We start from the raw sequence: 20,551 nt of genomic DNA, 5'->3' as shown, positions 1-20,551 counted from the left end.
TTTAGGCTTCTCCTCTAAATTCTATTTGGTCATATAACTCCGTCCCCACCGGGTCCTTTAAAGCATTTCCTACCGTAATTACGCCGGTGCCAACCTTTTCCTGAAATCTCACATCATGCTCAACAAGAAGCATGGTTGGCTTGTATTCCAGGATAAGCTTTTCAATCTGCATACGGGAGAATACATCTATAAAATTGAGAGGCTCATCCCATATGTATAAATGCGCCGGTGTTATCAGGCTTGCTGCAATAAGGACCTTCTTTTTCTGGCCTTCTGAAAAATCTTCCATGTTCTTTACAAACTGCTCACGTCCAAAATCAAGCTGTCTTAGAATTGCAAGGAATAAGCTTTCGTTAAGTCCCTTTTTCTCACAAAACTTCCTAAGAGAGCCGGATAAAAATGATGTATCCTGGCTTACATACGAAACTGTCATACCGGCAGCAACACTAAGCTCACCGGCTACAGACAATCCCAAATCATGGTTGTATTCTCCGTCATTAATTCTCTGTAATACAGCTTTTAATATACTGGACTTCCCGCACCCGTTTTCTCCTGAAAGGATTATTCTATCTCCTCTCTTTACCTGAAAACGAAGGTCAGAGAACAACTCATTTTCAGCATCATCATATTTCAGGGACAGGTCAATTGCATTTACCAACACTTCTTTATGGAATGTCAAAGGTTCCAGCTTCAGATCCGTAACCTTCTCAATATCCTGAAGCAATCCCTCTTTTTCCTCAATTTCATGATCTATGCGCTTTTCTACAGCCTTTACCCTGGACTGCATCTTTTTTGTTTTCGCACCGATAAATGACCTGGTACTTATGCTTCTGTCATGCTCCTTGATGGGATCGAATCCTATCTTTGTATTTTCATTTTTTTCTGCCCACCTGCTGTTTCTGTCAGCAGCAACCTTAAGCTTACTGATTTCCTTAAGATGCTTTTCATTTTCCGCCTTGGCAAAAATATCCTTCTTTTCTTTATTTTCCCACCATGTCGTAAAATTGCCTGCCTGGACCTCTATCGTGGACCGGTTCATTACAAGCACATGATCGCATACACCATCAAGCAAATCTCGATCATGGGATACCAGAATAAAGCCCTTTTTAGAGGAAAGATAGTCTTTTACAATATCCCGTGCCCTGCTATCAAGATGATTAGTGGGCTCGTCAATCAAAAGAAACTCGTTCTCTGCTGCAAACAGTACCGCAAGCATGACCCTTGTACGCTCACCAAAGCTAAGCGTTCCAAACGGCCTATATAGACATTCCGAATCCATCTGCAGCTCGTTCATCTGAATCATCACCTGCCATTGCTCAATCTGCGGTTTCCATTTTTCCAAAAGGTCTATGGTATTCCGAGAATAATCAGATTCGTCTACCTTGTAAGGAAAATAATCGAAACGGGTACCGGCTTTAATACTTCCTCTGTACTCATATCTTCCCATGAAAAGATTAAGCAGCGTAGTTTTACCTTTTCCATTTCTGCCAATAAGTCCAAGCTTCCAATTTGTATCAATGCTAAATGAAATATCCTGAAGTACATCATCTGCACTTCCATCATAAGAAAAAGTCAGGTCTATCACCTGTATCTGTGCCATACACACCACCTCCGTTATAAAAAATGGCACAAAAAAATCTGCTTCATGCCGAAAGCAGATTATACGTACAAATGAAGACCCGATATATGCCAAAAAGAGCATCCCTGTGGGCGGCTTCAAAACGAATACGATAATCTAATTCGGCATACACAAACAAACCCCTCTGGGCCATTCAAATTCTTCGTTCGCGTTAACCAAATCAAATTATCAATATCTCATTTCTTCACCTACACGCAAGATGCGTGCCTTTCTTTTTTACTAATCATTAGGCTATCACTTTTGGGAAGTAAAAACAATACTTTTTAATCTGGTATTAATAAAATAATCAAAACTGACTATTTTAATGATACCAATTTTTGGAATATATTCTTTATCATAGCAAAGCGATAAAGGAGCAAATAATTATGAAAGTAGCTGCAATAAACGATCTTTCCGGATTTGGAAAATGTTCCTTGGTGGTGGATATGACTGTTTTATCTGCAATGGGAATCCAATGCTGTCCCGTTCCTACTGCAGTACTTAGCGCTCAAACAGGCTATCCTTCTTTTTATAGCAAGGATCTGACAGGCATAATACCTGAATATACAAGGGAATGGAAAAAGCAGTCAGAAACCTTCGAGGGGATAATAACAGGCTTCATGATGAGCCAAACGCAGGCACTTAACTCTTTAGATTTTATAAGGCAGTTCAAGACAGATAACACTACTGTACTTGTAGATCCGGTGCTTGGCGACGATGGGAAAACATATAAGAATTTCTCCGTGGATCTGCTTCATACGATACGTGAAATGACAAAAGAAGCTGACATAATCACTCCAAACCTAACGGAGCTGATACTCCTTGCAGGTGAAGACCCGGAAACCATAATGAAGCTAAAGAGCGAAAAGCTGATCAGCGAGATTAGCAGATTATCTATGTTGATTGGCGGCGATCAGGGAAAAATTATTACAGTTACAGGTATTCCCATGGAAGATGATGACGAAGTTGGTAACTATATTTTGGAAAATGGTGTCAGCCGGCTCATTTCCTCCAAAAGTAACAGAGTTCATTATTCAGGTACAGGAGATCTTTTTGCTGCGGTATTTCTTGGAGCTTTTATATCAGGGAAAAGCGCTTTCGATGCGGCTGATCTTGCAAGCAGATTTATATACACTTCTGTAAAAGATACATCCCCGGCTACGTCACCTAATGCCGGTGTTGAATACGAGAAAAATTTAAAAATGCTCATATTGTAAAGAGGAGGACTAACTATGAAAAACAGAAACAGCAGAATTTACAATCATGTTTGGATTTGAAGCAGCTCTTCTATCCGGCTTCACGGGAGGCCTGGTGCAATCCGGTGGCAGTATGATCTTTTTCCTGCTTCTTGGACAGACTCTTGACAGAGTTAAAATGAAATCAAAGGTGGTGGCAGTAAATGGCTGATATTATCTATACATACAAAGATTCCGTGTATGCCAATATAACTAACAAATGTAATTGCAGGTGCACTTTTTGCATCAGATTTGTAAAAGACGGTGTTGGTGATGCAGACACATTGTGGCATCAGGTTAATCCCTCAAAAGAAGAGGTTCTAGACGCAATTAAAAATTTTGATTTTACAGGATATAAGGAACTGGTCTTTTGCGGCTACGGTGAACCCACCTGCCAGCTTGATATTCTTCTTGATGCTGCTGCCTATGCCAAAAAAGAAAAAGGTCTTAAAACCAGGCTCAATACTAATGGCCAGGGCTCAGCAGAGAACGGTCGCGACATAGTCCCTGAACTAGCTAAAGTCATCGACAGCGTCTCTGTAAGTCTTAACGCGCCTTCAAAAAAGGAATATGAGGAGGTAACAAGACCTACCCTCGATAATGGTTATGAAAACATGCTCGAATTCACAAAAAGGGCCCGCGAAGTTATCGGCGATGTCCGCTGGTCTATCGTAGATGTTCTTCCGGAAGAGGAAAAAGACAGGTGCATTGCCCTGTCCAAAGAACATGATATTCCACTTAGGATAAGAAAGTATAGCAGTAACTGAATATCACTATTTCCCTAATCTATTATTTTCTTGGGCCAGCTGCATATTCCGACCTCAAGTGCACGTTCTTCTTTGAGATGGAAATCTGCATATTTGCAGTACCAGCAGCCCTGTATTGAAGGAATGGCATCTTCCCTGGGTGTATATGCCGGGCAGATGTCATCCGGCCATACACTTCCATCTCTTTTGGGTATTTCATATCTATTTGCCTTTTTTTCCATAAACCTCTCTTTCCTCCTGGCATTTAATACTTTTCTATATATTTACTCTATCATGCAATAAAAAACAGACCTTATCGTGCACCGAATCTGGTCTGTTTTTCACTGTATTCGTAAATTCGGTTTCCCGAAAAAGAGGGCTATTGACGTATTGTATTTCGTGATACTTCCTGCACTCTGGCAGCTGCTTCCTCCGGAGTGATAGTACCTTTAGCAAGATCCTCCAAAGCATCCCTGACAGCAAGACTCAGATCTTCATATTTTATTATTCGGGGGCCTGCGACATTTGTCTTTCCGTTTTCAATTATGTTTTCAAGATTCTTTTGTCCATCCTCATTTAATCCCTGAACATTTAATGTCATATCCGAGCGGGATGGCATGTATTCCAGATACTGATTTACCAGTAGTTCCTGGCCCTCGTTAACCAAATAATCCATCCATTTGAATGCCGCTTCCTTAACCTTGGACTCAGGATTAAGGCAAAGAATTACATCAACAGCAGCTGTTACCGGAGACACTCTTCCATCGTCATTCCAATCGATCAGGAAAATATCATGGTCTGCTCCCTGGCTGTTGAAATTTTTCTGGGTCTTTTCATCGCTAATTGTATACATGTTCATAGCCCAGGAACCATTTGCAAACATCGGAATACTTCCCTCTTTCTGGAACATGTCATTAACGGTATCGTACAGTGGCATTTTTATGGCTTTGTCCTGAAATACTCCGTTAGTGAAGCTGTCCTGCCAAATCCTGAAGGATTCAATAATGGGCTCCGTCTCAAAGCTGCCCCTGCCTTCTATGGCATCATATAATGCGTCCCTGTCGCAATCAGCGGCTATGGACATCCACACATCATGACTAAGCCATGCATCTTTGGCGCCGATCGCCATGGGATATTGACCGTTTTCCCGAAGCTTTAAACATGTTTCCTGCATTTCTTTGTAGCTTCTTGGAACTGCGCAGCCATACTCTTTTAGCATGTTTACGTCAGCCCATAAATACCCGGCGTAGGTCTGCCCAAGAGGCAGTCCGTATATATCCCCATGCTCATCACTTACCGCTGTGATGCATGAATCAAAGAATTTGCTCTGCCAGTCAGATCCCCAGGCTTCCTCACAGTAGGGCGTCAGCTCTTCTTCAAAGACCTTTGATGTATCAAAAAATACTCCCGAAGGAATTCCAAATACATCCGGTCCGTTATTTCCCATCAGCTCTACGCGAAGATGATCCTGATAATCTCCAAAGCCTACAAAAACATAATTAATTTTAATATCAGGATTTTCTTTTTCAAAAGAATCTATGATCTTATAAATCGGACTGTCTGGTCCTGTGTCCGCCGGATTCCAGGTCTGGAAGGTTACAGTAGTAACATCTCTCTGCTTTTGCATCCCGCATCCTGACATAATAATCGGACACATGATCATAGTAAGAAGAAACAATATTCCTCGTTTCATTATCCAGTCTCCCCGGAACATTTATAGTTCCTCAACCAACCATCATTCGTACTTTAAATTTATTATCTTCTGCAATATATCTTATCTCACTGTTTGACTTCTTCACAAAATCAAGAACGCTGCGGGTTCCGATGCCATGCCCTACTTCAGATGTCACGGGATATCCCTCCTCGTTAAGCTCTGTTTTTCCATCACAGGAATTAACAATCTCAAACAGAAGCTGCTGCTTGAACTTAGCAGTGATCTCAATAAAGCGCTCGGCTTCCGGAACTTTTTCGCAAGCATGTATTGCGTTCTCAAACAGATTACTGATCGCAATTGCAAGCTGCATCTCATCGACTCCGGGCTTAAATGGAATATTAGCCAACACTTTTACATTTATATTATTTCGCTCAGCCACGGTTACATAATGCATTATAGCCGCATTAACTGTGGGATTTTCACAGTATCTTAAGCCCGTGCGGGGTTCCTGTGATAAGCGCTCTTCAAGGCACTCCCTTGCTTCGTCCACCTTTCCATCCTGAATCAGAGATAAAACCAGAGCCTCAAAATGTCTGCGGTCATGTCTCATGGTTCTGTCCTGGCTTAATATCTCTTCCGTTGCATGGAGGCGCTCCTTCATACTGTCAGCAGCCATTTCCAGCATAGCTGCATCAGCTTTTAGTTTATACTCCTTTTGCTTTAAAACTGTGGTATCCACAAGAGCATACAGTTTACCGATAACTTCACCTTCTGCATAAAGTTCTTTTTCCTCAGGTGAAAAAAATCTGTCCCCGATTTCTAGAGTACTGCCCTTCACAATAGCCTCACGAAGCTGCTTTACTACCCCCTCCGGATCGTTTACAATCTCAGGATAAAGCTCCTTTGCATGCTCGTTGTAGTAGGAAAGCCTGTCATCTGCATCCACGGCAATAACGCCTTCGGAAAGTCTGTCAACTATGTATTCCCTTGCCATATCTATGATTCCAAGCAGATTGAATCTGAATATAGCGATGAACATGGAAATTGTAACCGCCACATTTCCAAATACAGAAATATCAAAGAAATATGTAACAAAGAATGCATGTGTAATCTGGCAGATAAAAAGAACGGACTCAACAACAAAGCCCGCAATAATTATCATCGCACGCTTTTTTGCTATCTTGCCTTTATATCTTCTAAGCTCTTTAAACAGCCAGTAAAAGTTAATGAGAATAACTATGGCCTGAACCTGCATATAGATTGAATGAACAATTCCATTTCTATGCAAAAGAACCGGGAAAAGTCCGTCCTTGTCAAACCACATCTTGGAATAATAAAGATTATGATTTTCCAGCGTAAACACCAGTACATAAGTAAATGTATTAAAGAGAATGAATGCTCTGATAAAAAAACTTGGAACCTTTACATGACAAAACTCTACCGTAAACAGAAAAAGAGAGAATACTATCCATACTCTCCCGGCGTAAGAAAACTTCAGCGCTGCAATATATTCATCTTCTGTTTTTGATAGGAGCTGCAAAAGATAGCCTATATTATTTACAAGCATCACAATGCAGTTAAGAAAAAGATATGCATGAAGCTTGTTCTTGAGGTTTTTGAAAATGATATAGCCCTCAAAGAACATACCAAATATACTGATAATGATCGCATACAAAAGAAAGTCATGCATTAGTTGTCACCTCTATAGTCTGAAATCCATATATCTGTCCGCAACCTCGGTATATCTGCTCTTTGATACGGGAATAAGCTCTTTATTTCTCAGCGTAATGTCTGTCTTTGTCAATTTATCTATAGCTTCGAGATTAACGCTGATTGATTCATGGCATCTGATAAAATCCTGATCAGAATGATTTTCATCCATATATTCGGAAAATCCTATTCTAAGTGTGGGTGTTGATACGACCTCCCCATTTGCCATGTGATAAGTAACCACATGATTGCGGTAATCGATGTACATTATATCATCGAGTCTCAACGTGCACATACCGCCTTTTATCTTGACCATAACGGATTTCCTGTCATCAGTCTGAATTCTGGACAAAGCAAGATCCAATGTGGAAAAAAGCTTCTCTTTATCTACTGGTTTTACAATATAGTTTATTGGGTTTACGTCAAAGGATTCCAACGCAAATGAACTCTCAGATGTGGCAAAAATAATCTGTGCATCAGGCTGATTCCATCGCAGTTCTCTCGCTGCCTGGATACCGGTTACCATAGGCATTACAATATCAAGAATATATACCTGTGGTCTGAAGCTCTCGCACTCCTGAATCAATTTATCAGGATGATCGAATACCCTTACCTCTGCCTGTGTGTTTTTTATTTCAAGATACTCAGTAACAAATCTATGAATACGCTCTCTATCCGATCTGTCGTCATCACATATTGCTATACGAAGCATTGTAATTTCCCCCTACATTTACAAATAGAATATTTCTGCCTTTTTCACACATAAATATTCTATCACTATTCACCAAGTCTACAAAGGTCAAAGGATCCCAAATGCCATATCATACATATCTCTTGCATCAACTGTATTTCTGATGTAAGTGGGATCATCTTCTTCATATCTGACATATTTTTCCACTTCTTCAATTAGCGCAAGGTAGCAAACCGCCAGCGCATATCTGATCTCTGTTTCTTTAGTCAGCCGAATCTTCTCTTTTGCCATACCATTATAAATATCAAGTTCCTTCTGCTTATCAGAAAGCGGCGACTTCTGTCCGGGGCCAAGTGTGATAAAATCCGCAACAGGATCACCCCAAAAACCGCGCTCAGGATCTATCCAGCAGATTTTTCCTATCCCAGCATTATATAAAACATTGCTATCCCAGAGATCAAAATTCACCATTCTGCAAGGTACTTCTCTGAGGAGCTTTTCATATTTATCAATAAGGCTTAAAAACTTCTCCCCATCAGGAGTGTCTTTTCCAAGTTCTTTGCAGTCATTAACCAGGCTAAATGCCATGTACTTAAGGGCTTCATACCATGAATCCATAAGTCCCATCTGCATGTAGCCAAATCTGTCGTTTGTAATTCTATGAATTTTGGAGAGCATGCCGATCTTCTGCCTTTGAACATTTTCGTATTCTTTTTCTGAAAAATTCATGGCCCACAAGGGCTCACCTTCCATCATCTCCATGATAAAGCAGTTGCTTTTTATAACCTTCTTTGAAAAATCAAAGGCATAAACTTTAGGACAGATAATATCAGTCTTTTCGTGCATTTGCGTATACCAAAAGACCTCGGATTCCATCATGTTTATTTCATAGCTAAGAACCTTTGAGCCCTCTTTGGGAGCTATCTTTAAAGCGTAGCTTACGCCATCATCACAGGTAACCTTATAGGCTGCATTAAATTCACCATCTCCAAGAGTAGCAATTTCTGTTACGTTACCAACTTTATGTAAAGAAAACAGTTCCTTAATCTCCGCTTCCGAAGCTTCATATTTTGTCTTACTTACTACCATTTTCCTGCCTCCTACAATACTCATTCCTTAACTTTCTCATAATCATATTATTTCACAACGCACAAAAACAGGCCTGGGTTTGCACTGATAAAGACCTGTTTTACACGCATTTGCTTTTCTTTATTTGTTCCATTCTTTTTTCAAAAGTCTGTACTCCAGGCGAGTTCTCATCTGTCCATCATGCCACTCATAATCGATATGCTCTGCCTCTTTTATCATACCGTTCTTTTGCATGACTCTCTCAGAGCGGACATTCTCTTTAAGGCATCCTGTGGTAACTCTGTACACATTATTCTCGGTAAATGCAAATTCCAGAAGTTTCCTCAGCGCCTCTGAAATATATCCATTCCCCCAGAATTTTGGATAAGTAAAATATCCAAGATGAACAATCTTTCCCACAGGTGTATCGTCCACTAATGTATAACCTATGCTGCCCACCTGTTCATGAGTATCTTTTAATTCAACATGAAGAAAATAAAATTTCCTATGTTCACTCTCCATGTCCGCAAGCACATCCTCAAACTCAGCCCTGGCTGACTCGCGATCAACAAGCTTGATATCCTGCATATAGTACATAGTCTCTTCATCGGTTTTCAATTTGTAATATGCCTCAAAGTCAGCTTCTTCGTAGTCTCTAAGGTATAATCTTTCTGTTTCAAGTTTGATCATTTTTTATTCCTGATTCCCTTTACTTTATTCATCTTTCCAATACAAATCTGATGACCTTAACATTTCCATCCATTTCTTCGGACCGAATACCAAAGCCACATTTTTCTGTATAAAATTTGACATTTTGTGTTTTGTCCACCGGTGTTACCAACGTGAACTGCTTCCAATCGGAATAGAACGATTTTGCAAATTCCATTGCAGCGGTTCCTATCCCTCTTCCCTGAAACTCCGGAATAACGCATAAACATCCGACTTCATATTTTCCGGTTTCCAACTCTTTACATGAAATGCAGCCAACCGGTTTGTTATCAAAAATGATCAGGAATTTAGGATAATCAATTATTGACTGCTCCATCATTTCTTTTGTTCTTCCATATGCCGGACATTCGCCATATTTTACGTAATCATCAAAAAACGAAGAGTTATATATGTCTACCAGCACCTCTGCATCAGTCACTTCAGCTTTTCTGAACGTGGTCATTTACCGTCCCCTCCTTTTGCCGCAGTATGTATTATCGCATCAGCATCACTTTCACATACCAAATGCTTAATATCATCTTCGGACATTCCTCTCAGGGACGGCGCTGCAATAACGTCCCTACACATTTCCATAATCTTATGTCCGACAAATCCTGATGCTCCTGTTACAAGTATCATGTTTTTACTCCTTGAATTGTACGTGTCAAAATAGGCCAATATATCCCAAATAGCATAGTTCTGCATATCTATCCGAGCAGCCATAGAGCCTTTGCTTTAATTTTTTCAGATTCGTTAGCAAGAAGCGATGACACATACGGAATGTTTTCTTCCCACCTGCTCTTATCCTTTGTTAAAACTCCGAGTTCCTTATAGAGCTCTGCTTCGTTCAAACCTTCTTATCACTATATCAATCTTTATTCGCTATACTCTGATAAATCATAGAATATAGTGATATAGAAAAAGCAGGAATTGTCGCTTCCCACCTTTTGAATAAGGAATACTATCTACGATGAAAATTCCGGATTTGCTTTACGTACCTCGTATTGCTCAAGAAGCTCGTCAAAGGCCTTTCGTACATCGGGCGGGATGTCCTCATGTGCAATATATCCCTTTCCTCTGGGGCCATAACCTTTTTCATCATCCATAAGCCTCGGAATCTCTCCCATGATAAGGCTGATATACCGATCCATATCCCACATGCCTTTTATGTCCGATGAAAAAGAAATATCTCCATTTTTCCGGACCACCTCCGCCCGGTAGGTTGCGTAATTGATGATCTGAAGCTCCGGTCTGTACTTTCTCATCACGGCAGACATCCTCCGCTGCATGGTCGCATCCTGCGAAAGGATAATGCTCTTGCATGGTATATTGTTTTTTTCGAGAAGCTCCAGCAGATTAGTGATATTATTACCACAGTTGGTTGACGCAGTTTCAAGATAATCTGCGCTAAGTCCGAATTTTCTATTCAGATAGATATTGAATAATTCCGCTTCCTGCATATTGTATGCATCAACATCCGGAAAAAGAGCTTTCATTGTTTCCTGCAGGGTAGAAGTGGTATGTCCAAAGCCTCCGACGATTATATATGTCTTAGCGACATTCTCCCTCATCGCCTCAGCCATTACATCACCACCGCACAGGATGGTACCTCCAAACAGCGCCATCACATCAGCCTGATGGATATTGTATTTTCTGTAAAGTGCCTCCTCTGTAAGTTCCTCGACATCGCGCCCCCCACAGAAGGCGCCTATTATATTTATGTTCTCAGCTGTATTCATCAGTTCTCCTTTTTTTGTTGAGCAGAAACGGTTCGTAGATAAGTATTATAACAGAGCCTTATCCGTCAGACATTATATATCCTTCATAAAGACATGAGAGTAACTGCACGGAAATGAATCAGCAAAAAGAATTTTATTTTAAACTAAACTGCTCTACTATTTTCCATAATAGTCATTCAGCCTTACCACCTGTATATCAGTAGTCAGAACTGTTGAAAATTCATATCAAAAAGGATTCCACCAGAAATCCCCATTTCAGGGGATTTCTACCGAACCCCTTTATTTTATGCTTTTCCGGGTATTTTATTTTGCCATCTTTGTCAGCAGTACCACAGTCTCAACATGCGTAATCATCTATGTTTGCATGTACATATACGGACTAATACTGTATACCCCTTTGGAAAAAATAGCGATTATGGGTGTTAAAAATTCAAGCAAATACATTTTTCTGATTTTTACTATATTGGCTACATCTTCCTTTGTACATTCAGATGTATTCTCACCCCAAGCATGTGCTAAAACCAGAACCTGTCTGCGTTTTCATTAAAGATTTATGCAATGCGTAGGGATTTATGTTCCCCTAACGTTACTCCCCACCGAAGACTTCATCATAAGACATTGATTTAGCCTCCCCGGTTGCCATCTTGTGAGCATCATCCAACATTTTCTCAACTGCAAGCTTTACTTTCGCCTGTCTATTCTGAAGTTCTTTTTTCAGTTCCTGTCCAGAATATCCCTCTTTGATAAGATCTGCTAGGATTTCTTCTGAAAACTCACCATTAGTATCAGTCATAATAATCCCCCTCTAATCCACCTATTCTTTCGCAATCATCATCTTTAATTACCTCGAATTCGAGGCAATTGTGCAAGCGGACTTGCATATCACTTTTCTCCCAACATTTTCTTAACAGTTTTATCAAAATCTGATTCTATCGGCTGTGTCTTGTTATATATCTCATATTCTGCATTTGCCTTGTCCATCGCCTGCTTATGAGAAATTCTTCCGTTGTCCTTAAGAATCTTATACTGACGAAATTCGAGAAAAGCATTTACACTCTCTTCAAATTCCTTCATTGTGAAGACATTTTCTCTTTCTATCAAATCTTCAATATAATCAAAGTATCCCGTAACAGCTCGTTCCAACTGACGAATTTGCTTTTCTTCCAAATAGTTCTTGGCAACAGAAACATCAGATTTTAGAATTCTTCCGTCAGGAGCATACTTCCAAGTTGTGAGGCCCATATGCTCTTTCTCATGATCAGCTGATTCATATACAATTTCCGCTGCAGTGTGGTTTGTAATTGCATAATGAAACTTATTCTGAATTGTTGAATAAAAATGATAAGCAATCTCCGAATCTTTAGTGTAATCAATACTACACTCAGCAAATATATCAGTTATTTGCTGCCAAATACGGCGTTCACTGGCACGAATTGATCGTACTCTTTCCAACAATTCACGGAAGTAGTCTTTTCCAAAAGCTGTCTTCCCCTGCTTAAGGCGTTCATCATCAAGAACAAAGCCCTTAGTCATATACTCTTTCAGGACTTTAGTTGCCCATATACGAAAGTTCGTAGCTTTGATAGAGTTCACACGGTAACCGACTGAAATGATAGCGTCAAGATTATAAAAAATAGGTCTTCGCTTTACTTGCCGTCCGCCTTCATTTTGAACTATTTCCATTTTGGAAATAGTTGCCTCCTTACTTAACTCACCTTCTTCATAAATATTTGTTAGATGTTTAGAAATATCAGGAGTCTGCACCCCAAACAACTCTGCCATGGACTTTTGTGTAATCCATATGCTTTCATCTTTTATATAAGCATCAACTGCCACATCGCCTTCTTCAGTTTGATATAGCACCATTTCCATCTGCTTATTGAAATCCGTCACGTTTATTTCCTCCAACCTTTTTATTCTCCTGTAGATATTTCAGCAATACGTTGGTCTTCTTTAATATTACTCCTATTTTGAGCAACCCCACTTGCACTATTTATAAATACTAGTATATCACTGCTTTCCAGGTTATTTTTTATCAAATAATTACATATCGACCAATCATCAAATTTGAATCTGTCGGAATTCCCGACAGGTTGGATATGCTTACAATTTCCCATCTGCATTTGCGCAATAAATCTCTTTTGCAAGTGTAGGCATATTTTGCCCATACTGATTATATCAATTCCCCCATAAGCCCAACCTGGTATATATTTCTATAAACCTTATCCGGATAGAATTGGAGATACTTTTTGACAATTGAAAAATCAACACCCGCTGTTTTCACATACTTTACCAGCCTCTTAGACAGCTCTTTCCCTTTGATCTCACTGTACTTGTCGATATTTGTCATAAGATCAAGAAACTGTAGTGATGCTCTATTCTTCTCATCTATGGTATCTACCGGCTTATAAACAATAATGGAATTTCCATCCAAATCCTGTTTTCTCTGCTTGGTCGTAGCCTCATTGCTACATATCTCATAGCATGAAGGATTCTGAGTAGTAAAACCATATTGATTAGCCAATTGAAGTCCTGTAATGTACCCTGATACTCTCCCACCTGCATTCAAATACTTCTTATCCAAGTATTTTTCTATAGAGATTTTCCCTTTTGTTCCAAGAATTGTAGTGTATGGCAGATAATATAATCCGTTATACAAGCGCTCAAGCCTGCCTTCATCAACAAGCTTTTTCATTTCCTGCCTGAGATAATCCTTAGACCTGCATGGAAGCTCCTCCAAAAAAATAGGCTCACCGTCCGTATAATTTTCTATAATATAATCAATTACCATAACACCACTCTCATATTTATGAAACATTTATTTTCGTTTTTATAATACAGCTGTATCAATACGTTTTCAAGCAAATAAAAACTCAGCATCGGGGCTATCCCACAATGCTGAGAAAAACAGTCATACACTTATTGTTAAGTATTTTCGTCAGATATATTGTATAGTTTATCTGACGAGTTATGTCACGATTATTGTATAGTTATCGTGACATATGAGTAATAAAAACAACAAACAACAATCAACGAATTATATAAAACAATCCCTTACTTCCCTCCTATGGCGCTTACTGGCGCCATTAGTATCTTAAACGGAAGTATAACCATCTTGATTATAAGAAGTGGTATTAAAAGTATCATCTTAAACATAAGCGCTAAGAATAACAATATAAGTGTTATCATACTGCCTCCTTTCGGCTTATTTGCTCTTATATCTGTTACAGTATTCCCTGATAACGCATTTTTCACAACGCGGAGATGATGTACAGATTTCTCCTTTATCAGTAGCACAGTACAGCCAGAAAAGATAATCTATCTCAGCCATCCAAAGGCCAGTCTCTTTTGACAGCTTTTCAACTGCATCAAGGACCTCATCATCTGTTGCTTCAATTTTTGTCGATACCCCAAGCCTTTCGCTACCAAGAATTCTCTTCATATGTACATCAGGCTTTGCACCATCTATACCAACATTTCTTAGGTATTCCCATGTGAGTGCAGGGCCAAACTGTTTGATTTTATATTTTGAACCATTGGAGGACATTAACTTAACCACGTCTCTCTGTGGACGTGATGTAACAAAAGCGTCCATGCTACCATATTCGCTTATTATTTTCTCCACTGTAGCAATGTTCTCATGCAGAGCTTTCATCTGCGCATTTGTTAATCGGCTACCACACCCTAGTCTTTTTAATCCCATTACAAAATATGTGTAGTCATGCTTCTTTATTTCATCTTTGTCGTAATAGAAGAACAGCCTGTCAATCCCGGCAAAATTCCTCTCAATATTAGCCCAAACAGTCTGCGCAGATAAAAGGGAATATGTCATTCCCTGCAGATGTTCTTCGGTAGAAAAAACTTTTCCTTCTGCTCTGAGCTGCATTTTTGATTGCTCATTATCAATATCTGCTATGCCTTTATTCTTAAGATATTCTTTAATGTTATACACAATCTGCTTATCCATTGTTACCATCCATTCCTTAATGCCAGTGGGCATTAGTATACTTACCATATTTGCCGTTTCTTCCCCTAACAATCTGATCCTGATAGGCTTTTAACAGCTCAACCATTTCCAGCGACCATCTCAATGGCTTTCCCTTTTGGTTTTCGAGCTTAATTGGCTGTGGTAGATAGTTATCTGTAACTGCTTTATTGGTGATCTCTTTCCTCTCCCACCTGTACCAGTTTTCAAGAGTAAAAGATGTTATCCCCAAAATTGAACAAACATCGTTCTTTGAATACCTATATACTGCTTCTGCCATATTTTTCTCCTTATCCGAAGAGCGCTTCTATCTCTTGATTGCACACATTGATCTGCCTATTGCACTCTTCTAAAGTCTGAACAAGTTCCTTTGCTTGTCTGTTTAATTCTTTCTGTGTTTTCCCTTCATAAATAGGAATCTCTATCCTCAATAAATTTGAAACACTAATTATCGGGGTTGCAGCTCCAGTTGCATACTTTCCCATTTCTTTTTGTCCCATCTCACTACTAAGGAAGCATTTTAAATAATCAGGATCTATCTTTTTGTTATCAATGTTTAAAATGTAAGTGTTCCCTATTACAAGATAGTTATCGCGAGCCACAGCCACGGAGAATGGATTGCCTGTCTTACTTACAAGAACGTCACCATATCTCGCTTCGTTCTTTCCCTGTTTTCTTATATCCCCGTGATAATAAAGATCGGATGTGACAATGCCATTAGCTATATTGGAAGGAAGTATGACTTTTTTTTCTGACACTTCTGCTGCTATGCTCTGATCCATATCTTTTGCTGCCAGCGTCATTCCTCTTTTAATTTCAATAACAGCATCTTCAAGTTTTATGGTTTTTACGCCCTGATCATTAATTCTTCTGTATCTCATAGGCGATAAAATGTAATCATTTTCTTTTATTTCTTCCAACTCAACATCTATCGCATTATCACCCTTTTTATAGCTCTTCAGGATAGCGTCAATGTTTTCTGCTGAAAGCTTATTGATCCTTTTACCTTTTTTCCTACTTGGAACATATGCATCTCTCACATCCAAGAAGCGTATTTTCTTATTATCTGCTCCAATGATTATCAAATATGGATTCACCCAGGTATCAGAGTACATTTTATCCGGTAAGGCTATTACTCCTTCAATAAATCCTTTATCACAAAAATATTTCCTTGCTTCTTTACACCTATTTACTGTAAGTTGCCCACCACTCATTATGGCTACAATCTTTCCATCTTTATTCATGTGACATAAAGCATAAGCACACATATTCCATTCATTTGATAATTCAGTTGGAAAATCTTCCCATGCCTCTTCCAGTTCAGCTTTTGCATCTGATGTTAATACTCTGTCCGAGGATTCCATAGCGTTATTGATCATTATCTTGTCATAACTTTCAGCTTCAATATCGCTTCTAAAACTCATTTCAGAATATCCCATAACATCAGCAAGGATCGAAACTAAGGTGAGCATAGGATAATCATCCTCATCGAAAACCTCGTACTTTGCAGCGTCGTTTCTCTCCTGAGACTCTAGTGGATAAGAAGAAGCAAAGATATCAAGAACCTTCTCATTAGCTTTGATATTCAATATTGAATCTGCAAGTTCGCCTATCTCAGCCGGAAGATTAGCGAAATACTTTTCATATACTTCTTCCTCTATGAACTCTGTATTCATAATGGCTGACACAAGCTCTTCTGTTGAGTATTTGTTAGCAGTTTCCAGTAGTCTATTCCACTCATATTCATTTTCATAAAACAGTCCCAGACAATCATCCTGAATCATTGTTACATAATGATTCTTTTCTCTAAAACATCCTTTAGAGTTTAGATCATTGGGAGTTTTTATCTTTGGATTTGTTTTTAACTTCCATAAAAAGTAACAAATTACTGTTTCATGAAGCTTGCTATCCTCATAATCATCTTTAAATCCCTCTATGGTGTTCATATAGGAAATAAGCTCTTCTTTCACGACCTCTGCTCTTTCTTTTGACACTAAATTGAATATATCCTGTTTCATAGTAACAGCCTCCTCGGTTTTTGTTTTTCTTTATTTGGTTTTTGCTTTCCAATTTTCTTTTGTTGAGCTTATCCTATCACCACAGAATTATCATGTCAATACTTTTTTGGTTTTTATTTTCCAAATTTCATTGCCATATAATAAAACTGCACAGTAATGATTCCACTACCATGCAGTATTGATAGAGTTCTTCATCTTCACTCCCATAATAATGTGTTTTTATAGTCACATCTAACATAAACTTATTTCCCCGTTCAAGGCTTCTCTTTACTGTCCAAAGAAAACTATTGGATTCTCCAGACCACAAGATACTGAAACTCTCAGGCACCTCATCATAAAACTGATCGTAGTATTCTGGAGAATGCGTTTCACCCGGGGCTTCTATTTCAGTCATAAAGTCACCCTGTCCTGGATCTATCAGTATTCCTTCGCACAGATTAGTATATGCTACATCATTGTGCGTATTATCATATGTGTTGTAGTCATGACTAAGGCAGCACAGCCATTCAAGTAGCTCATTCAATTCATATGTCACGAATATATCTGTCGTTATAAGGTATATTTCTTTGCCGTCGACAGTAAGAACATAGTCTTCCCATCCACCACCTACTACCTTGAAATCAAACTTGACCTTGCTGTCTTTCTTTCCAAAAAGCATAGGACCACCTCCGATTATAAAATGATAAACAACAAAGTTACAAAAGCAAATACCGCTAATACACAAAAACCAACTGCAAACAGACAGATCCTTGCAATGATAACATCAAACTTTGTTAATGGTAGATTGCTCCTTCCATAGTGAAGTGAATAATGTTTGGACATCTTAGTACCTCCTTATAAATAATGCCCTTCAATACTTTTTCCCTCTGTCCCCTCTTTAAGTTCACCTCTTTTCTTACAATCCTATTATACTCACAACATATGGGCGATAATCTGGACAGCATAAAAACATGCTGTAAACATGCTATAAAGGCAAAAACTGCAGGCCAAAGCCTACAGTTCCAAAATAACTTATTATCCGTTATTAAATCATTTTTGAAGAATACTCTTCCCAGTACTGATCTTGATTTGACCATTCATGACAATACACATACATGAGAATACACTCTATTTCCTGCTTCTTTCCTTTAACAAAAGGCTTCTTAGGCATTTCTCTATATAGCGTATCTAGCCCGAATAGATTACTTTTTTGCCTGAAATCATAATCATACAGAACAGATTTAGAAACTTTATACTTTAAGTCTGACTTACTATATTCGTCATAGTACACAGAGTGCCTTTTGTGAGTCTTAGGCCATCTGTCTGGATCATCCATAAACTCAAATAAGTATTCAGAGCAGAAATTATACATATTTACTCCGTACTTAAGGTATGTTTTGCTGATCCACTCATCAATACTGTCTGTAATATGTGGTGTCTCAAATTCTTCTGAAATTATACTTCTTGCACGATGTTCATCCTTTATGAAACGAAACAACATCTCCGACTGTGATTTCATAAAGCCATATTTCTTTATAACTTTCGGATATAGTTCATATGATAATGACCTAAACTCTGCTTCTGAATCATATAATAAAAAATACTTATCCTTGATGAGCCTTGGTATCGTCTGATTTAAATACCTTCCATAAGAAGAATACATATCCACAAGCCACTCTTGTATCTCTTCTGAGTATCTACCCAAAGTACGTGCGTACCTCTCAATCTTTTCATTATGCAAGAATGTCTTTTCCTCTCCAGCTGTTGTCTCAAGATAATTATTAAAGTACTCAAACACATAGTTTACACAGGTTCTTGTGTTCTCAGCTCTTTTATCCTTATCAAATTCATTGATACCATCTTCCTTTTTTCTCTTAAGAATGTATTCTTCAAGTCTCATATTCTTTATTCCTCAACATGCACGAATAAATGTGAACCATCGCTTTTTCTCATTTACTAATTATACTATAGTATCTTTCCAACAAAAAAACTGCAGACCAAAGCCTACAGTTTTCAATCCATTTCATTGTCCGCCAATATCTATGCCTTCCTCTGATACCTCTCCGCGGAGTTATCTGTCCCCAAAGCCATCAAGATACATCCTGGCGTACTATGTAAAATCCTTATATATATATGCGTACAAAAACATTGTCCGCAGATAGGTCTTTTTTCCTATCCCCCAAATGTACATTGTACGCCGAAAGTCACTTGTTTCGTCCCACCACTTTTTCACAAGGAAGTTCCGCTCTCGTGTGAAGCCCACCACTTTTTCACAAGGTAGTTCTGCTCTCGCATGCAAGCATGCGAGCCAGAACAACAGTCGTCTCTAAACTCAGGCTTCCTTTACAGTTGCCTTCGTTAAGAGGACGACAGTTTCAACATGGCAGCCAGCAGCTCTAAAGCACGATAAACACTGGCTTTGAACACATTTCACCTTTTAACGATAGGCCTTAAAATGAACCCTGTTTTGAAAACACCATAATGTTCCGTTTCTTCAATATCTCTCGAAGGCGGCTCCACACCTTCCGGAATGAATATGGCTTCATATAAAAAGTCTTTGAGAAGGCCGAGTTCGTTTTCCCGAATACAACGGATCTCTATTGCGTTCTTCATACCATCTTTACACCTTATTTGGAATAGTTCTCAAAGCACCATTTTGCGATCCTTATGATCAGTGCTTCCGGTAAAGGCTGATCATAGGGGATCCGTATCGTGCCCTTGCTTACGTCATAATCGGAGAGTTCCTCCGTAAATACAGCTGTAGCCTCATCACCGGGATAAATGCTCAGATGTTTCTTTGATGCTGCGAAATGAATGATATTACGACCTTTCCAATAAGTGGGCATCGACCAGGAGATCCGTTCCTCCGCGTCCGGCAGTGCATCACGAAGGATCTCCCGGATCTCCATTAATCTGGGCTTATATTTCTCATCCTGGGCAGCAATGTATTCATCAATATTCTGCGGTTTCACACAGTAATGGTCCTGGTTTTGTCTGCTGAACTCTCTGCCGCATTTCGGACATTTCCATGCCATGGCTTCACCTCTTCAAATCTCGATTGAACAAAATCGCTGCGCGATGGCCTGCCTAGGCTGTGTGCAGTGATTTTCTTTTTATCAAAAAGGCAGTAGAAAGTAAGTCCTAATAGTAGTATTGTTGTAGTCGCGAAACTTAACAATCAAACAGGATCATTACTAACACTGCCATGAAAAGAATATCATTCGCTTGTGCAAAGTACAAGCATCATTTTGATGTACATGCACCTCCGAAGTTTTAGTTGTTCCTATCAATGACTATACTTTCGGAGGTTTTACTATGTATGATGAATATTTGAAAAAACTTGATGAAGCAGGAAAAATACGTAATCTTAAGGAACGTTCTATATCCTGCTATCATAACT

General features: G+C 39.0%; 25 protein-coding genes. 3 read left to right on the top strand and 22 right to left on the bottom strand.

Annotated elements, in window-relative coordinates:
• Window position 1: 1 nt before the first annotated feature.
• A complete protein-coding gene (gene abc-f, locus G603_RS18885; RefSeq protein WP_051207360.1) occupies window positions 2–1,600 on the bottom strand; it encodes a ribosomal protection-like ABC-F family protein in 1,599 nt (532 codons plus the stop codon).
• A gap of 404 nt (window positions 1,601–2,004) precedes the next feature.
• Here abc-f and G603_RS0101805 point away from each other — a divergent pair, with 404 nt between their 5' ends.
• Genes G603_RS0101805 through G603_RS0101795 form a run of 3 tightly spaced genes read left to right on the top strand, consistent with a single transcriptional unit; the run spans window position 2,005 to window position 3,620 of the window.
• Complete coding sequence (locus G603_RS0101805) at window positions 2,005–2,835, top strand: bifunctional hydroxymethylpyrimidine kinase/phosphomethylpyrimidine kinase (protein WP_035791702.1); 831 nt, start codon at window positions 2,005–2,007, stop codon at window positions 2,833–2,835.
• Between the two features lie 46 nt (window positions 2,836–2,881).
• Window positions 2,882–3,025 carry a hypothetical protein gene (locus tag G603_RS22200; RefSeq protein WP_155830978.1) on the top strand — a complete coding sequence of 48 codons (144 nt, stop codon included), beginning with the start codon at window positions 2,882–2,884 and terminating at the stop codon, window positions 3,023–3,025.
• Window positions 3,018–3,620: a TatD family nuclease-associated radical SAM protein gene (locus G603_RS0101795; protein WP_026669129.1), complete on the top strand. Its 603-nt coding sequence runs from the start codon at window positions 3,018–3,020 to the stop codon at window positions 3,618–3,620. The genes G603_RS22200 and G603_RS0101795 overlap by 8 nt, the downstream gene beginning before the upstream one ends.
• A 14-nt stretch (window positions 3,621–3,634) precedes the next feature.
• Here G603_RS0101795 and G603_RS0101790 read toward each other — a convergent pair whose 3' ends face one another.
• From G603_RS0101790 to G603_RS0101675, 21 genes are all read right to left on the bottom strand, one after another.
• Entirely contained in the window at window positions 3,635–3,841 is a 207-nt protein-coding gene (locus G603_RS0101790; protein ID WP_026524183.1) for a hypothetical protein, read from the bottom strand.
• 137 nt (window positions 3,842–3,978) lie between these two features.
• A complete protein-coding gene (locus G603_RS18880; protein WP_051207358.1) occupies window positions 3,979–5,292 on the bottom strand; it encodes an ABC transporter substrate-binding protein in 1,314 nt (437 codons plus the stop codon).
• Window positions 5,293–5,323: 31 nt separating this feature from the next.
• The gene (locus G603_RS0101780; protein WP_026669128.1) at window positions 5,324–6,943 is read right to left on the bottom strand and encodes an ATP-binding protein; all 1,620 of its coding nucleotides are present in this window, start codon (window positions 6,941–6,943) and stop codon (window positions 5,324–5,326) included.
• 12 nt (window positions 6,944–6,955) lie between these two features.
• Complete coding sequence (locus tag G603_RS0101775) at window positions 6,956–7,675, bottom strand: LytR/AlgR family response regulator transcription factor (protein WP_026524185.1); 720 nt, start codon at window positions 7,673–7,675, stop codon at window positions 6,956–6,958.
• Window positions 7,676–7,762: 87 nt separating this feature from the next.
• The gene (locus tag G603_RS0101770) at window positions 7,763–8,743 is read right to left on the bottom strand and encodes a phosphotransferase family protein (RefSeq protein ID WP_026669127.1); all 981 of its coding nucleotides are present in this window, start codon (window positions 8,741–8,743) and stop codon (window positions 7,763–7,765) included.
• Window positions 8,744–8,863: 120 nt separating this feature from the next.
• Window positions 8,864–9,412, bottom strand: coding sequence for a GNAT family N-acetyltransferase (locus G603_RS18875; RefSeq protein ID WP_035791753.1), 549 nt, complete (start codon window positions 9,410–9,412; stop codon window positions 8,864–8,866).
• 28 nt (window positions 9,413–9,440) lie between these two features.
• Window positions 9,441–9,893 carry a GNAT family N-acetyltransferase gene (locus G603_RS0101760; protein ID WP_026669126.1) on the bottom strand — a complete coding sequence of 151 codons (453 nt, stop codon included), beginning with the start codon at window positions 9,891–9,893 and terminating at the stop codon, window positions 9,441–9,443.
• A complete protein-coding gene (locus G603_RS0101755) occupies window positions 9,890–10,069 on the bottom strand; it encodes a hypothetical protein (RefSeq protein ID WP_026669125.1) in 180 nt (59 codons plus the stop codon). Before G603_RS0101755 ends, G603_RS0101760 begins: the two co-directional genes overlap by 4 nt.
• A 68-nt stretch (window positions 10,070–10,137) precedes the next feature.
• Complete coding sequence (locus G603_RS22195; RefSeq protein WP_196808030.1) at window positions 10,138–10,281, bottom strand: hypothetical protein; 144 nt, start codon at window positions 10,279–10,281, stop codon at window positions 10,138–10,140.
• A 114-nt stretch (window positions 10,282–10,395) separates the two neighbouring features.
• On the bottom strand, window positions 10,396–11,169 hold the full coding sequence (locus G603_RS0101745) for an ElyC/SanA/YdcF family protein (RefSeq protein ID WP_035791697.1): 774 nt from the start codon (window positions 11,167–11,169) through the stop codon (window positions 10,396–10,398).
• A 586-nt stretch (window positions 11,170–11,755) separates the two neighbouring features.
• The gene (locus G603_RS18870; RefSeq protein WP_051207356.1) at window positions 11,756–11,962 is read right to left on the bottom strand and encodes a hypothetical protein; all 207 of its coding nucleotides are present in this window, start codon (window positions 11,960–11,962) and stop codon (window positions 11,756–11,758) included.
• A gap of 89 nt (window positions 11,963–12,051) precedes the next feature.
• Window positions 12,052–13,041: a virulence RhuM family protein gene (locus G603_RS0101730; protein WP_035791740.1), complete on the bottom strand. Its 990-nt coding sequence runs from the start codon at window positions 13,039–13,041 to the stop codon at window positions 12,052–12,054.
• A gap of 301 nt (window positions 13,042–13,342) precedes the next feature.
• The gene (locus tag G603_RS0101720; RefSeq protein WP_026669121.1) at window positions 13,343–13,960 is read right to left on the bottom strand and encodes a hypothetical protein; all 618 of its coding nucleotides are present in this window, start codon (window positions 13,958–13,960) and stop codon (window positions 13,343–13,345) included.
• 414 nt (window positions 13,961–14,374) lie between these two features.
• Window positions 14,375–15,184 (bottom strand): hypothetical protein, encoded by an 810-nt coding sequence (locus tag G603_RS0101710; RefSeq protein ID WP_155832597.1) that lies wholly within the window; start codon window positions 15,182–15,184, stop codon window positions 14,375–14,377.
• A complete protein-coding gene (locus G603_RS0101705) occupies window positions 15,153–15,434 on the bottom strand; it encodes a hypothetical protein (RefSeq protein WP_026669119.1) in 282 nt (93 codons plus the stop codon). Before G603_RS0101705 ends, G603_RS0101710 begins: the two co-directional genes overlap by 32 nt.
• A gap of 10 nt (window positions 15,435–15,444) precedes the next feature.
• Entirely contained in the window at window positions 15,445–17,172 is a 1,728-nt protein-coding gene (locus G603_RS0101700; protein ID WP_026669118.1) for an N-6 DNA methylase, read from the bottom strand.
• 127 nt (window positions 17,173–17,299) lie between these two features.
• Entirely contained in the window at window positions 17,300–17,830 is a 531-nt protein-coding gene (locus G603_RS0101695; RefSeq protein WP_026669117.1) for a hypothetical protein, read from the bottom strand.
• A gap of 14 nt (window positions 17,831–17,844) precedes the next feature.
• Window positions 17,845–17,994 carry a hypothetical protein gene (locus G603_RS22690; RefSeq protein ID WP_207637054.1) on the bottom strand — a complete coding sequence of 50 codons (150 nt, stop codon included), beginning with the start codon at window positions 17,992–17,994 and terminating at the stop codon, window positions 17,845–17,847.
• Window positions 17,995–18,196: 202 nt separating this feature from the next.
• Window positions 18,197–19,051 carry a hypothetical protein gene (locus G603_RS0101685; protein WP_035791694.1) on the bottom strand — a complete coding sequence of 285 codons (855 nt, stop codon included), beginning with the start codon at window positions 19,049–19,051 and terminating at the stop codon, window positions 18,197–18,199.
• A gap of 530 nt (window positions 19,052–19,581) precedes the next feature.
• Window positions 19,582–19,764 carry a hypothetical protein gene (locus tag G603_RS22190; protein ID WP_026669115.1) on the bottom strand — a complete coding sequence of 61 codons (183 nt, stop codon included), beginning with the start codon at window positions 19,762–19,764 and terminating at the stop codon, window positions 19,582–19,584.
• Window positions 19,765–19,778: 14 nt separating this feature from the next.
• Window positions 19,779–20,186 carry an iron chaperone gene (locus G603_RS0101675; protein WP_026669114.1) on the bottom strand — a complete coding sequence of 136 codons (408 nt, stop codon included), beginning with the start codon at window positions 20,184–20,186 and terminating at the stop codon, window positions 19,779–19,781.
• Window positions 20,187–20,551: the final 365 nt, after the last annotated feature.

This window comes from Butyrivibrio sp. AE3006 (assembly GCF_000424165.1).
GTDB lineage: Bacteria > Bacillota > Clostridia > Lachnospirales > Lachnospiraceae > Butyrivibrio.
Note: the sequence above shows the minus strand (reverse complement) of the source record. Positions and strands in the feature narration are given on the sequence as shown.